Annotated in this window: 15 protein-coding genes; 9 read left to right on the forward strand and 6 right to left on the reverse strand. The window is 42.7% G+C overall.

Annotated elements, in window-relative coordinates; all coding sequences use genetic code 11:
- Window positions 1–25 precede the first annotated feature (25 nt).
- The 4 genes from AS030_RS19055 to AS030_RS19070 all read right to left on the reverse strand — a co-directional run bounded on the left by AS030_RS19055 (window position 26) and on the right by AS030_RS19070 (window position 3,462).
- Complete coding sequence (locus tag AS030_RS19055) at window positions 26–1,207, reverse strand: NupC/NupG family nucleoside CNT transporter (protein ID WP_061974639.1); 1,182 nt, start codon at window positions 1,205–1,207, stop codon at window positions 26–28.
- Between the two features lie 45 nt (window positions 1,208–1,252).
- Entirely contained in the window at window positions 1,253–1,648 is a 396-nt protein-coding gene (locus tag AS030_RS19060; protein WP_061974641.1) for a cytidine deaminase, read from the reverse strand.
- Between the two features lie 36 nt (window positions 1,649–1,684).
- Window positions 1,685–2,362 carry a deoxyribose-phosphate aldolase gene (gene deoC / locus AS030_RS19065; protein WP_061974643.1) on the reverse strand — a complete coding sequence of 226 codons (678 nt, stop codon included), beginning with the start codon at window positions 2,360–2,362 and terminating at the stop codon, window positions 1,685–1,687.
- Between the two features lie 158 nt (window positions 2,363–2,520).
- Window positions 2,521–3,462 (reverse strand): sugar-binding transcriptional regulator, encoded by a 942-nt coding sequence (locus AS030_RS19070; protein WP_061974645.1) that lies wholly within the window; start codon window positions 3,460–3,462, stop codon window positions 2,521–2,523.
- Between the two features lie 180 nt (window positions 3,463–3,642).
- Here AS030_RS19070 and AS030_RS19075 point away from each other — a divergent pair, with 180 nt between their 5' ends.
- From AS030_RS19075 to AS030_RS19085, 3 genes are read left to right on the forward strand one after another with little or no spacing between them, the layout of a single operon-like run.
- The gene (locus AS030_RS19075) at window positions 3,643–5,124 is read left to right on the forward strand and encodes an FAD-dependent oxidoreductase (RefSeq protein ID WP_061974647.1); all 1,482 of its coding nucleotides are present in this window, start codon (window positions 3,643–3,645) and stop codon (window positions 5,122–5,124) included.
- A gap of 42 nt (window positions 5,125–5,166) precedes the next feature.
- Complete coding sequence (locus AS030_RS19080) at window positions 5,167–5,760, forward strand: TetR/AcrR family transcriptional regulator (protein WP_061974649.1); 594 nt, start codon at window positions 5,167–5,169, stop codon at window positions 5,758–5,760.
- 24 nt (window positions 5,761–5,784) lie between these two features.
- Window positions 5,785–6,324, forward strand: a complete 540-nt coding sequence (locus AS030_RS19085) for a histidine phosphatase family protein (RefSeq protein WP_061974651.1) — start codon at window positions 5,785–5,787, stop codon at window positions 6,322–6,324.
- Between the two features lie 35 nt (window positions 6,325–6,359).
- Here AS030_RS19085 and AS030_RS19090 read toward each other — a convergent pair whose 3' ends face one another.
- Window positions 6,360–7,064, reverse strand: coding sequence for a DedA family protein (locus AS030_RS19090; protein ID WP_061974653.1), 705 nt, complete (start codon window positions 7,062–7,064; stop codon window positions 6,360–6,362).
- A 145-nt stretch (window positions 7,065–7,209) separates the two neighbouring features.
- Between AS030_RS19090 and AS030_RS19095 the strand changes: the two genes are divergently transcribed.
- Together AS030_RS19095 and AS030_RS19100 are read left to right on the forward strand one after the other, a co-directional pair.
- Window positions 7,210–7,410 (forward strand): DUF3311 domain-containing protein, encoded by a 201-nt coding sequence (locus AS030_RS19095; protein ID WP_420889661.1) that lies wholly within the window; start codon window positions 7,210–7,212, stop codon window positions 7,408–7,410.
- 1 nt (window position 7,411) lies between these two features.
- On the forward strand, window positions 7,412–8,911 hold the full coding sequence (locus AS030_RS19100) for a sodium:solute symporter family protein (protein WP_061974657.1): 1,500 nt from the start codon (window positions 7,412–7,414) through the stop codon (window positions 8,909–8,911).
- A 40-nt stretch (window positions 8,912–8,951) separates the two neighbouring features.
- Here AS030_RS19100 and ypfJ read toward each other — a convergent pair whose 3' ends face one another.
- A complete protein-coding gene (gene ypfJ / locus AS030_RS19105; protein ID WP_061974659.1) occupies window positions 8,952–9,791 on the reverse strand; it encodes a KPN_02809 family neutral zinc metallopeptidase in 840 nt (279 codons plus the stop codon).
- Between the two features lie 210 nt (window positions 9,792–10,001).
- Between ypfJ and AS030_RS19110 the strand changes: the two genes are divergently transcribed.
- From AS030_RS19110 to AS030_RS19125, 4 genes are all read left to right on the forward strand, one after another.
- Complete coding sequence (locus tag AS030_RS19110) at window positions 10,002–11,246, forward strand: helix-turn-helix domain-containing protein (protein WP_074440612.1); 1,245 nt, start codon at window positions 10,002–10,004, stop codon at window positions 11,244–11,246.
- Window positions 11,247–11,556: 310 nt separating this feature from the next.
- Window positions 11,557–12,096 carry an SdpA family antimicrobial peptide system protein gene (locus tag AS030_RS19115; protein ID WP_240482416.1) on the forward strand — a complete coding sequence of 180 codons (540 nt, stop codon included), beginning with the start codon at window positions 11,557–11,559 and terminating at the stop codon, window positions 12,094–12,096.
- Complete coding sequence (locus AS030_RS19120) at window positions 12,081–13,010, forward strand: sporulation-delaying protein SdpB family protein (RefSeq protein ID WP_074440613.1); 930 nt, start codon at window positions 12,081–12,083, stop codon at window positions 13,008–13,010. Before AS030_RS19115 ends, AS030_RS19120 begins: the two co-directional genes overlap by 16 nt.
- Window positions 13,007–13,579, forward strand: a complete 573-nt coding sequence (locus AS030_RS19125; RefSeq protein WP_061974663.1) for a sporulation delaying protein family toxin — start codon at window positions 13,007–13,009, stop codon at window positions 13,577–13,579. The genes AS030_RS19120 and AS030_RS19125 overlap by 4 nt, the downstream gene beginning before the upstream one ends.
- Window positions 13,580–13,618: the final 39 nt, after the last annotated feature.

Raw genomic sequence — 13,618 nt, forward strand, 5'->3', positions numbered from 1 at the left:
CCTGCTTGATCTTTTAAAATTGAACTTACAGAATGAAACTTACGATGATGGCTGAAAGGACGCTGACCAGCGTTGCTCCGTAAAGAAGCTTCAGTCCAAAGCGTGCAACCACGTTACCTTGCTTTTCGCTCAGTCCTTTAACCGCACCGGCGATAATTCCGATGGATGAGAAGTTAGCGAAGGATACAAGGAATACAGAGATGATACCCAATGTACGAGGGCTCATGGCCTCTTGTACTTTTCCTAGCTGAATCATCGCTACGAACTCGTTTGTAACCAATTTGGTCGCCATAATTCCGCCGGCAGAAACCGCTTCTGCCCAAGGCACACCCATGATAAAGGCTACCGGAGCAAAGATATATCCAAGCACGTGCTGGAAGGTAACACCGAAAATCATATCAAATACACTGTCGATCGCTGCCATCAAGGCAACAAAACCAATCAGCATGGCACCGACGATGATGGCGACTTTAAAGCCGTCCATGATGTATTCGCCAAGCATTTCGAAGAAAGATTGCTTTTCTTCTTCCTGTACTTCAAGAATATCTTCGTTCTCGTCCACTTTATATGGATTGATGATGGAAGCAATAATGAATCCGCCAAAAAGGTTTAACACAAGTGCCGTCACCACATATTTCGGTTCGATCATGGTCATGTAGGCACCGACGATCGACATGGAAACCGTAGACATCGCTGATGCACAAAGTGTGTACAAGCGGTGCTCCGGAATACGTCCCAATTGCTTTTTCACAGTGATGAAGACTTCAGATTGTCCAACCATAGCTGAAGCGATGGCATTGTAGGATTCGAGTTTACCCATGCCGTTTACTTTACTGAGGACAAACCCAATGGCTCTCATAATGAGCGGAAGTACTTTAATGTATTGGAAAATCCCGATCAAAACAGAAATAAACACGATTGGAAGCAATACCGTCAAAAAGAACGGTGCCTGACCATCGTTGGCGATTCCGCCAAAGACAAAGTCAACGCCGGCCGCTGCATATTTAAGCAGCTTTTCAAACACACCGGCAAACGCTTTAATGACAACCAGACCAAATCTTGTATTTAATAGAATGTAGGCCAGAATGAGCTGCAGAATGATCATAATGGCAATTGGCTTATAATTGACTTGTTTGCGGTTATTGGATGCAAGCAGTGCCAAACCCAGTACGACAACAAGCCCTAGAATCGCAATAATATATGTCATAAGTCATTTCTCCTAAGTTGTTATTTCGCAAGGTGAAGTGAGAAACTACGCTAAATCCTTCGAAGAAAAGAATCCTGGCAAAAGCTCATGAATCGATGTTTCCTTGATATCACCTTTAAGATTGGAAAGAATAATTTTTGTATTTTCATCGAAAAATTCTGCAATGACCTGGCGGCATGCACCGCAAGGAGAGATTGGTCCTTCAGTATCACCGACGACCGCAATGGCTTTTATTTTCTGCTGGCCTTCTGAAACCGCTTTAAATATCGCTGTTCTTTCAGCACAGTTTGTCATGCCAAAAGAAGCGTTTTCAATATTGCAACCGAGGAACAAAGAATCGTCCCCGGTCAGCAATGCTGCGCCAACTTGAAATTTTGAATACGGAACATAAGCCTTCTGACGGGCTTCAATTGCTTTTTCAACTAATGCTTTTGTTTCCATGTGGCATTCTCCATTTCAGATGGATTTTTTTAATGATTAATAAGAGCTATTAGACGTCTGACCTTTTGCAATAGCAACACCCGAACTCGCACCGATACGAGTAGCACCTGCATTTACTACGTTTTGTGCATCTTCAAGGCTGCGAACGCTACCTGATGCTTTAACGCCTACATTCGGTCCAACTGTTTTTCTCATTAGGGCTACATCTTCTGGAGTTGCTCCCCCTGTAGAAAATCCTGTGGATGTTTTAACAAAGTCTGCTCCTGCTTTAACAGACAATTCACAAGCAATCACTTTTTCTTCATCAGTAAGCAGTGAAGTTTCAATGATCACCTTTGTCAATGCTTTGCCTTTGGCAGCTTCAACAACGGCTTTAATATCATTTTCAACTGCGTCATACTGTTTGCTTTTCAACGCTCCGATGTTGATTACCATGTCAACTTCGTCTGCACCGTTTTCAATCGCATTTTTTGTTTCAAACGCTTTAACTTCAGGAGTTGATGCTCCAAGAGGGAATCCGATAACCGTACATACTTTGACTTCCGGTGTATCTTTTAGAATTTCAGCTGCTGTTTTCACCCAAGTCGGATTCACACAAACAGAAGCAAATTTGTGTTCTTTTGCTTCTTGAGCAAGAACTTCGATTTGTTCTAGCCTAGCATCCGCTTTTAACAATGTATGGTCGATCATTTGAACTAAATTAGTGTTGGACATACTGATTGTTCCTTTCTTTTTTGAAAATGATAAAACGCTTTCAGTCATGCTCTTTTAGTTTGCATGAACACTATACCAAGCATTTGAACAAATGTAAATAACAAACTGAACAAATGTAAAAGTATTTTTTCCCAATAAAAAAATCCCCGGAGGGACAGCTAGTTTTTATCCAGCAATGATCGTGCTGTAAACTGGTCGGTTACGAGAACATTGGCATAGCCGCCTTTAAGCGCTGCGCATATTCCCTCCACCTTTTGCTGTCCACCGGCAACCAAAATGGAATGATCCTTTTTTTTCAGCTCTTTTAAATCAATCCCCAGTGTCCGTTCGTTAATATCAGCGTTAAGAATCTCGCCATTTTGATCAATGAATCGGGAACAGAGGTCCCCTGCTGCTTCTGAACCGATCTGTTTTTGGTCTTCCTCGGAAAAGTAACCCAGCTGGAACAGGAGAGACTCGGATTTGACTGCGCCAATCGTAAACACAGCGATGTTGGCTTCTTTCCCCAAATCCAGGATCCGTTTAATATGCCGGTCTGCCTCCATTGCCTGTTTCACAACGACATGGTCCACGATGGCAGGAAGCGGCAAATAAATCGGCACGGTGTTATACGCTTTGCCAAACAAGCTCAGCACTTCGGAGTAATAGGTGTGCGTTTCCGAATGGCTGATTCCGCCTTTTAGCTGAACAACCTTCACATCTTTAACGAATTTTTGTTTCAGATGGCAGGCGACATTATAAAGCGTCGTTCCCCATGTGACCCCAATGACATCCCCATCTTGTGTGATCTCATAAAGATAGGCCGCAGCCTTTTCACCGAGTTCTTCTTTTATAAGACCGCTGTCATATTGAGGGATGGAAGCCACAATGGCTTTCTTCAGATGAAACTTCTGCTCAAGTTCACTTGACAGTTGTTCAATGTCATTTTCGGGATCCATGATTTTGATCTGAACGATCCCCTCACTTTTGGCAAGCTGAAGCAGTCTGGAAACGGTGGGCCGTGATATTCCCATTTCCGCTGCAATTTGATTTTGATTGTAGTCCAGCAAATAATAAAGCTTGGCTGCTTCTATTACCTTCTTCAATTTATCCTGTTCCACGCTATCCCACCGCCATTTCATCTTTCTTTTATATATATTATCAAAGTTTCATAGCTAGTGAACATATGTAAAAAGATCCATTAATTATTATTTCTAAAAATTGGTTGACTAAACCTTAAAAAGAGCATATCTTAAAAATGAATGAACCGTTCATTCATAAATCGAGAGGAGAATGAATCGATGAAGAAACTAGAAACCGGATTGGTTATTGGCGGGAGTATAGGCGGCCTACTGGCTGCGCGTATTTTATCCGATTTTTGTTCCAAGGTACTGGTTGTTGAAAAAGATGCCTTCCCGGACGGCCCGGAACATCGTCAGGGCACACCTCAGGCCTTCCATCCCCACCGTATAACACCGCGTGGCAAAGCGATTATTGATCGTTTTTTTCCTGATTATGAACAGGATCTGGTTTCACTTGGTGCCCCTTCTTCACTTAATAAAATTATTCATCAGCACAACCAGTTCGGCACCATGGTCAGCCCTTATCCAAGAAACGATATTAAATTCAGCCGGGCCGTACTTGAATATGTGATCCGGGAACGGGTCCGGAAAATAGATAACATCCACTTTCTACAAAAGCATGACGTCCTTTCTCTCAGCGTCTCCCCTGAAAACGACAGAATTACAGGAGTGATGGCCCGTGATCGGGAAACAGACCTGTCTCCTTTTCCGGTCGTAGCCGAATTGGTCATTGATACAAGCGGAAGAACTTCCAAGCTAACCAAGTGGCTCGGTGATCTAGGTTATAACGTTCCTCTTCCGGATAAAATGACAGCAAACATCGGATACAGCACACGAAGGTATAAACTTCCTCCCGGCAAGGAACATCTGGCCGAAAAATGGGAGGCCGTAAATGTTGGCGGAACGCCTGGAAAGACATTCCTAGGTGCCTTTTCTTTCATTGAAAACCAAGTGGCCGAAACCATCCTTTATCGTCCGGACGGCGTGTTTCCGCCGAGTGATCCAGTTGAATTTGAAAAGGAAATCAGCAGGCTTTCAAGCCCTCTTATTTCCGAGTTGATTTCGGGTCTGGAACCCATTACCCCGCCGAAAAGCTTTCGTGTACCCTATTTATTCCGCCAGCATTTTGAACAAATGAAAAACTGGCCAGCTGGTTTGCTTGTTTTGGGAGATGCATACTGCAATTTTGACCCGATCTTTGGCCAGGGCATGACGGTCGCTGCAATGGAAGCTGAACTGCTGTATAAAGAATTGGAACGCAATGACACGTCTGAAACCGGTTTTGAACAATCCATCCTGAAAAAATTCCAGCATGTGATTGAGGCAGCCTGGTGGCTGAACTGTGCAGCTGATTTGCGCTGGGACGGTGTCGGTTACGAGGGTAGCCAGCCTCTGAAAGGAATTGAATTTGGTCAAACCTATATGGATCTTTACTTAAAATATGCCACCGAAAAGCAGGACTGGAAGCTGTATGGACTTTATTGGGCTGTGAACACCCTGTCGGTTTCCCCGAGAGCAATATTCAATCCCGAAATGGTTCGAACCGTCCTGTCTTCTTCCCCATCCGGCCAAAACGTGCTTGATAAATTGGAGAATGGCCATTCGCTTGAAAACGTACTGAGGGATATCCTTCCCGATTTTTCGGAAGAAATCTTTGATCCGGAGAAAATGAACAAATTAGAGGTTCGTCACGAGAATTGATATACTTTTCCTAAGAAGCAGCAACCACAGGAGTGAATACATTTGCCATTAAACGAAGAACAGCTTCAGCAAAAACGTGACGAACGAAGAGAACAAATCTTGTCTGCCGCTCTCAAGGTCTTTGCCCGCAGAGGACTGATCGGTACAAAGATGAGCATGATCAGCGAAGAAGCCGGTATCAGCCAAGGCCTTATGTATCGGTATTTTACTTCTAAAGATGAATTGTTTATCACCCTGGTGGAACGCGCCATACAGGGATCCATCGAAGGAACAAAACAGATTCACCAGATGCCCGGGTCCCCGCTTGAGAAGTTAACAAGGCTGACCGAAATCATTCTTGATGAAGACGGACAGTTGTATTTTTTGCTTATGCATCAAGTGCGAACCTCAGATGATGTGCCTGAAAAAGCAAAAGCGCTTCTTGAATATGCATCCATGGATGTATATGTCGACATGCTGAAGCCTGTATTTGAAGAAGGTCAGAAAAACGGAGAACTGGCAGAGGGAGATATCAGTGAACTGATCTCCTGCTACTTCACCGTCATATCCGGTTTGATGACCCTAAATATTCCTAAAACACAAGGATTTCAACTTCCACGGGTGGAATTATTGATGAGGATGTTTACACGTCTCTAATAAAAAGAGATAGAGGTATGGTGGATGAGAATTGGATTAATGCGTCATTTTAAAGTAACAAGGGGGTATCCCAGCGGATTTTTTTCATCGTCTGACCTGATGAAGTGGGTGGATGAATATGATGCTTCCGGGGTCGAAGAGTCAGAAGTTGACCTTGGGGGAGTAGATTGGAAGACGTGCTATTCGAGCAATCTAACGAGAGCCGCAATCACAGCACGGCGGGCGTTTAAGGGAGAGATTACGTTTTTGGATGAATTAAGAGAAATCAGGCTTTCCCCTTTCTTTCGTTCAAACATCAAGCTTCCATTGCCCGTTCATCTCTTATTTATCCGGATGGCCTGGCTGATGAAACATCCCTCACAGAACCCTGGCAAACAAGAGGTTCTCCAGCAGATCAGCAATACGGTGGACCGTATCACCGGGCATCAGGAGGAGAATATTTTAATTGTCTGCCATGGCGGTGTGATGATGTTCATGCGCAAAGAGCTGCTGAAGCGAGGCTACAAAGGCCCTAAGCTTGGCCGGCACATTGAACATGGGAAAGTCTATGTATTTGAGAATTGAAACATGAGAAACTTCTGTTTTTCGCTTATCGAAACTCAGAAGTTTTTTTGTTGATTTGGTTTGCGTTTCCCAACGAACTTCATCACCGTAATAAGGAGAGTGGTAACCGTAAAAGCGATAAAAAAGATGGCCTGTAACAGCAGGATCACGTCCATCGCCCTGCCCTTTTCACCTGAATAAAAATACCCGATTCCTAAAAAAAGAAGAGTAGCAGGAAACGTACCCATGACGGTCAGCAGTGAATACTTCCAGATGTTCATCTTGGACATTCCCGCAAAAAAGGGAACCACATTGCCGATCGGCAGAGGACTTAGGACAGCTACACACCAATTTCCGTACTTTCGTATGGCTTTCTTTGTTTTGTCCAGTTTGGCACGCTTATCAGAACTTATTTTTCTTTCAGCGGACTCTCCAAGTTTTAGCCCAATGGAATAGGGAATATAGCTTCCGACTGTGTAAAAAAGGCTCCCGCCCAGTGAAACCCATACCACATCCAACCAGCTTAAATCCATTAGAATGCCAGCTGTCACTATAAAGGCAGAACCGACAAATGGAAAAGAACTTCCCTCAAGCAGTTGGGAAAACAGAATGCCCCAAACTCCCCATTCTTCAAACAACCTTGTCATCCAATCCAACAAAACCACCCACCTCATTATCCATTCAAGGTTTGATTCAAGTATAATAAAATGCGGTGGTTCCACCCAGAGACTCCAGATATAAATGATGTACTCCCCGAGCATTATTTTCCTCCTCCACCAATGTAAGCCTTATCATTTTCGCTCAATACGAAATATTTTAACAATTTACTCAATTACCCTTGTACTGCCAGTTTTTTGCTGGTATGATAATGAACATTGAATTCACCGTAGAAGGAGTCTCGTCATCATGAAAAAAGGGATATTAACTATACTGGTTCTGCTTCCTTTCGTTGCGCAGCTGGCTTTATTGCCTTTTGTCAACAAGATTGGCCCCATCGTTTTTGGGTTGCCATTTTTCCACTTCTGGTTATTTTTGTGGATCGTTTTAACCCCTTTATGCACCTATGGCATCTATCAACTTCAGAAATCAAAGGGAGGCTTGGAGTAACATGCAAGGCAATTTAACAGCACTGTCTATCACCATTTTTATCATTTTAACCGTAGTCCTCATCGGCTTCCTTTCCGGCCGTGATAAAAAAGTCCGCAGCTCTGTAGAAGAGTGGTCGGTTGGCGGAAGACGCTTCGGCGGCCTGCTCGTCTGGTTTCTTGTAGGTGCGGATCTGTATACCGCCTACACCTTCCTGGGTCTTACCAGTACAGCCTATACAGGAGGAAGCCTCGCTTTTTTTGCGATTCCGTATTCTGTACTCGCCTTTTTTATCTCTTACTTTTTTCTTCCAAAGCTTTGGAAGGTGGCTAATCATCATAAATTAACAACATTGGCTGATTATGCAAGAGAGCGATTTGACAGCAAGCTCCTGTCCATTCTTATTGCCATTGTTGGCGTACTCATGCTGATTCCATATATCTGTTTGCAGCTCAGCGGTATCCAGGATACGCTGCAAGTTGCAGGAACCGGCTTTATCAATGTAAAGGTCGTGGTGGTCACTTCCTTCCTGCTCGTGGCGCTTTATACCTTTTTCAGCGGTATTAAAGGACCAACATACACAGCAATTATAAAAGATGTTCTCGTTTGGGCCATCATGCTGTTTATGGTCGTGTCTCTTCCAATGATTCACTTTGGAGGCTGGACTCCGATGATGGACCGTCTTGTTAAGGATGCACCGCAGCTGTTAACCATACCAACCGACGGGCCAAAGGGTATTCCCTGGTTCATCACCGCATCACTCGTCTCTGCGTTAGCCCTGTTTATGTGGGCACACGCGGCAACCGGCGTTTTCACAGCAAAAAGTGCAGATTCAATCCGCAAAAATGCGATGTTCCTGCCGCTTTATAATATCGTTCTTATTCTTGTTATTTTCCTTGGATTCATCGCTTTTCTTGTACTTCCGAAGGGGACGGATCCTCGCTTTGCCCTGTTGACGCTGATCCAGTCTTCTTATGGCGGTGTCGCACAGGGGCTGGCGTATGCAACCATTGCCCTGGCTTCCTTGATTCCATGTTCCATCATGGCCATCGGGGCATCCAACCTGTTTGCCAATAACATTTACCGTGATTGGATTAACCCCAAGGTTAAACCTTCCCGTCTTACCATGATTACAAGGGGTATGGTATTTGTTGTTATCGGACTGGCCCTTTTATTCGGCCTGGTCTTCCCAAGTGCCCTGGTTTCCCTGCAACTGCTCGGTGTTTCCGGCATGGTGCAAATCTTCCCGGCGATTGTCATCAGCCTTTTCTGGAAAAACCAAACAAGAGAAGCGACAATCATTGGTTTGCTTGTTGGACTGGCCACAACATTTACGGTCTACGGCACTGGCAATTCCTATGGCATCTACGAAGGATTCTGGGGACTCGCTGCGAATTTCCTCGCGGTTGTTGTGCTTAATCCGCTTTTTGTGAAGAAAGCAAAGAGCAACGCCAACCCGGTAAAAGAGTTCTTATTTAACAAAAATCAAAAAGAAGCCTCCCTTGCCAAAAAAGGAGCTTAACAAAAGACCGCCCGGTGTTCCGGGTGGTCTTTTGTTGTTATCATAAGTTCTTGGCATGAAAGGTATCGCCGCCTTCGATGGTGCCGTTCTTCAATCCTTTGTTAAACCAGCGCATCCGCTGCTCTGAGGTTCCGTGGGTAAAGCTTTCCGGCACCACATAGCCCTGGGCCTTTTTTTGCAGAGTATCATCCCCTACTGCACTGGCCGCCCTGATCGCTTCTTCTACATCTCCTTTTTCGAGGAGGTCCATGCCTTGTGCCTCATGTGCCCATACTCCTGCATAATAATCAGCCTGAAGCTCGACACGCACCGATTGGGCATTCGCTTGGGTTTTGCTCAAGTTCTGCCGTGAGCCCTGATCCATCGTTCCCAATAGATTTTGCACATGGTGCCCCACTTCATGGGCAATTACATATGCCATGGCAAAATCCCCCGGTGCATGAAACTCGTTTTTTAGCTCCTGATAAAAACTCAAATCAATGTAAAGCTTTTGATCTCCTGGACAGTAGAACGGGCCAACGGATGAACCCGCATTTCCGCATGCCGATTGAACGGTGCCGTTATACAAAACCAGTTTTGGATTTTTATACTCCTTCCCCTCTTCCTCAAACTCTTTTTTCCAGACATCTTCCGTATCCGCAAGAACCACTGACACAAACGAAGCCAATTCCTTTTCCTGATCAGATTCTTCATAGGGGACAGAAGAGTTATCTGTACTTGTCGTGCTCAAGCTGTTCAGCACATCGCTCGGGTTTCCGCCAAGCAGCATGACGACGAGCACAAGAACGATCCCGCCTAATCCGCCGCCAACCAGAGTTTTTCCCCCCATTCCACGCCTGTCCTCCACATTTGTGCTTTGTCTTCTACCTTGCCATTTCATACGCATCCTCCCAGCAGCATGTTCAGTTACTAGTGAATATACCCCATTAAGGAGGGAGTTATCGCACCCAAATTACGATCCTTTCAAATTCCTTCCCCTTAAAAGCTTGTTTTTTAATCATTTTTTGTAAAATCGGAAAGATTTTTGTGGTAATGTAGTTAATAAGTGGTTTAATATCCATAATTAACCTATTACAGTTATGAAAAGGAGGTGGGAGAAATCAGGGGAGAAAAGATTAAATATTTTAGAGAAATCAAACAGCTTACTCAAAGAGAGCTCACAGATGGTATATGTTCCATAACGTATTTAAGTAAAGTAGAAAACAACATCATTGAACCTTCCGAACAGATTCTTCAATTATGGTGTAGTCGCTTGGGTATTGAATATTCAATGTTTGTTCAGTCCTCTTCTGCTTTAACCTTCAAACAAGAGTTGAAAATGTGGTACGAAGCCATAAAACTCCGAGATCTTTCATTATCGAAAAGGTATTACCAAACGATCAAAGACCAGGTTACAGGTATTGAGGATATTGATATTTTAGCCTCTTTCCATCTTGTCAGCAGCCGGCACTTCCTGTTATCTCAATTGTATAATGATGCAAAATATCACCTAACCAGAGTTAAACATTACGTCAGCTGTCTCTCCAATGAATTATCAGCCTATTATTATTACTTTAACGGACTTTACGAATATTTGAACGGGAACATCCAACAGGCACTAAACGATTTTTTCAGAGCAAAAGAGACGGTACGGGAACCCGAATTTTATTATCAGCTTGGCTTGATCTATGGAAAACTTGGAAGGATGACCTTATCTATTGTTAACACTGAAAAAGCATTGGCATCATTTAATCAACACATGTTGATTTACAAAATGGTTGACTGTTATATCTTATTGGGTATCAACTATAACCGGATCAACGAACACGAAACAGCTAAGTCATATTTTGAAAAAGCCTTAAACGGTGTGAATAGCCTACAAAATTCCCGCCACCTTTTGAGCAAGATCTACCATAATCTTGGGTGTGTCTATCAAAGACAAAAGAATTCAGAAGAGGCAATTCTTTACTTCTTAAAGTCCCTGCAAGAGTGCACCAAATTAAGAGAGAGAAGGCATACCATTTATTTATTAGCAAGAGAACTATACACATGCGCGAAAATAGATGAAAGCCGCAAATGGCTAAAAAAAGGTCTGCAGTTATCGCCATCCAAAAACGACGATACCTATTACCTGTTAAAAACACTTGAATTTCAACTTGAAGAAAAGCAAAATGAACCTGGCTATTTACAATTTCTCGAGGAAAAGGCCGTCCCTTTCTTTCAATATAAAAACGATGTCTTTAATATTGGAAGATACTATGAACTCTTAGCTCACAGCTACTATTGTAATAAAAGATATAAAAAGGCTAGCGATTATTATAGTAAAGCCTATGAATTAAAAATTGAATACAACTAAAGGAGCGAATAAAAAAATGAACAAATGGATTAGTTTATTGTATTTTTCGTTTATGCTTATAACATTTGCGATCAACCTTGATCTTACTACGTTGGAACCACCACTTTTTGATGAAGAATTTCCTGATATTTAATCTCTAGAATGATGCTAAAAAGACCAATAGGTCTTTTTTTTTGCCTTGATGGGTTGATAAAAAAAATTGTCGAAAGCACAACTGAGTCAGCATAAAGGGACCTAATTTTTTCAATACCAAAATATTCAATATAATGGTATTTTTTATGTAATAAATATTTCATTACGGAGGGATCGAGTGATTAAAAAAACGGCAATCATTTTCATTTTATTTTCTGCGGTATGGGGAAGCCTTTTCACTTCCTCTATTTTATCCGGTTTAGGAACAACTCCCCTTCCCATTAGTAAGGATACAAAAATCATGTTTGCCTCTATTCTTCCGCAAGGATGGGGATTCTTCAGTAAGAGTCCAAGAGATTCCTTGTTGGGAATGCATACTGCTAATGCCGAGAGCCTTGATGTCCTCTTTCCCACCATGCGGATGGAAAACGCATTGGGTCTCTATCGAAAAGGAAGGTCACAAGGTGTTGAGATGGGGGCACTTTCCATGCAAATCTCAAAAAAAGACTGGAAGAAATGCAAGAATAACAGCCTGGAGGACTGTGAAAGTCTGGCAAAAAAAATCACCTTAAACAATAAGGCCCCAAGCCCGCTGTTGTGTGGTGAATACTTCTTTACAAAAGAAGAGATTGTTCCATGGAGCTATTTTAAATACAGTGATTCCGGAACGGAAATAAAAGAAATCGTAAGGGCGGATGTCAAATGTTTCAAAAAGTAGAACATCTTATTGCCTCTTGGAAAACTTCCACTCCATGGACAAATGTCTATGGGCTGGCTCGGAGCATTATAGCTCTTTCCAGTATGCTTACGTTACTCGTCAATAAACCTGAAATTCTCTTTAAACCTTCTTCTGCTTCCAATGACTTTCCAATATGTGAAACAGGATATAGTGCATTCTGCTTTGCACAAAACGATTATGATTCTCTCAATGTCATTCGATGGATATGCATCATTCTTCTTTTTATAGTCGCCATTGGCTGGAGACCGCGTATTACCGGAATTCTTCATTGGTATGTGGCATACAGTATGCAAGCCTCCATGGTCGTAATCGATGGCGGTGAACAAGCGGCAGCCGTCATTTCATTTCTGCTGCTTCCCATTACCCTCACCGATCCAAGGAAATGGCATTGGAGCATCAACGAAAATCGATTCAACCCAGGAATTCATTCAAAAATTATTGCTTATGTATCTTACTTTTTTATCCGCTTGCAAGTTGCAGTTATTTATTTCCATTCAACGATTGCAAAGCTTAAAAATTCCGAATGGATAGATGGAACTGCTGTTTATTATTACTCTCGAGAAAAGACAGTAGGATTTAATACTTTTTTTGACCAGATCACCCACGGAATGCTTGGAAGTCCTTTGGTCGTTATTCCCACTTGGGGCACCCTCCTGGTGCAGATTGTTATTTTCTGTTCTCTCTTTGCACCAAGAAGAAAGTGGAAAACCATTTTTATCATTGCTGTATCCATGCACGAAATATTCGCGCTTATGCTAGGTCTTATCAGTTTCTCCATGATCATGACCGGTATATTAATCCTGTATTTGGTACCTATTGACTCGGTTTTTGGCAAATTATTTGCTGGAAATAGCAAGACCAAATTTAAAAAGTTGGAGGAGGAAGTAGTTTGAAGAAAATCGTTTTATCTTTGCTCACATTGGCCTTGGTTTTTGGGGTCGCATTCTCTCAGGGATCAGGCAAGACTGTTCAGGCACAAAACCTAAAGTACTCGGGTGAAGAACTTTTCAAAGGTTTTGTATTTGCACAAGGGGATTTAGGTCAAAAGATGGATGAAGTATTTAATAAATCAACCGTTGAGAAGCTAAACTCTAAGGAGTCCAAGAAATTCGCCAACAAAATCATGAAAGAAATTAAAAAAGAGGATCCATCCTACTTTAACAAACTGCAAAAAGCCGTCTACTCCAAAAACCCGGCAAAAGTGGACAAACTGCTAAAAGATGGCGGTAAGATCATCGAGGCCGACATAACTGAACAGCAAAAAAAGATGGCAAAAAGTGATGGTGTAGTAGGTGCCGCTGCCTCGGTTTCCGTTGAATGGTACTACTACTATTATTATGCAGCCGCTGCAGCAGCGGGTATCGTATTGGTTCTCTTTGCGATTGATATCACTCCAATTGCCAAGAAAGACGATACAAACAGAGAGATGGCAATCCGTTCACTGCTGGAAGAAGTCAACTAATCATAGGATTGAGAACAGGTGTAAAGAGCTTCATCCACT

The organism is Fictibacillus enclensis (assembly GCF_001457035.1).
Taxonomy (GTDB): Bacteria; Bacillota; Bacilli; order Bacillales; family Fictibacillaceae; genus Fictibacillus_C; species Fictibacillus_C enclensis.

Coding starts and splice junctions, on each gene's coding strand:
- AS030_RS19055 (WP_061974639.1), bottom strand. CDS start 1,207: ATGACATATATTATTGCGATTCTAGGGCTTGTTGTCGTACTGGGTTTG.
- AS030_RS19060 (WP_061974641.1), bottom strand. CDS start 1,648: ATGGAAACAAAAGCATTAGTTGAAAAAGCAATTGAAGCCCGTCAGAAG.
- deoC (WP_061974643.1), bottom strand. CDS start 2,362: ATGTCCAACACTAATTTAGTTCAAATGATCGACCATACATTGTTAAAA.
- AS030_RS19075 (WP_061974647.1), top strand. CDS start 3,643: ATGAAGAAACTAGAAACCGGATTGGTTATTGGCGGGAGTATAGGCGGC.
- AS030_RS19085 (WP_061974651.1), top strand. CDS start 5,785: ATGAGAATTGGATTAATGCGTCATTTTAAAGTAACAAGGGGGTATCCC.
- AS030_RS19090 (WP_061974653.1), bottom strand. CDS start 7,064: ATGCTCGGGGAGTACATCATTTATATCTGGAGTCTCTGGGTGGAACCA.
- AS030_RS19095 (WP_420889661.1), top strand. CDS start 7,210: ATGAAAAAAGGGATATTAACTATACTGGTTCTGCTTCCTTTCGTTGCG.
- AS030_RS19100 (WP_061974657.1), top strand. CDS start 7,412: ATGCAAGGCAATTTAACAGCACTGTCTATCACCATTTTTATCATTTTA.
- ypfJ (WP_061974659.1), bottom strand. CDS start 9,791: ATGAAATGGCAAGGTAGAAGACAAAGCACAAATGTGGAGGACAGGCGT.
- AS030_RS19120 (WP_074440613.1), top strand. CDS start 12,081: ATGTTTCAAAAAGTAGAACATCTTATTGCCTCTTGGAAAACTTCCACT.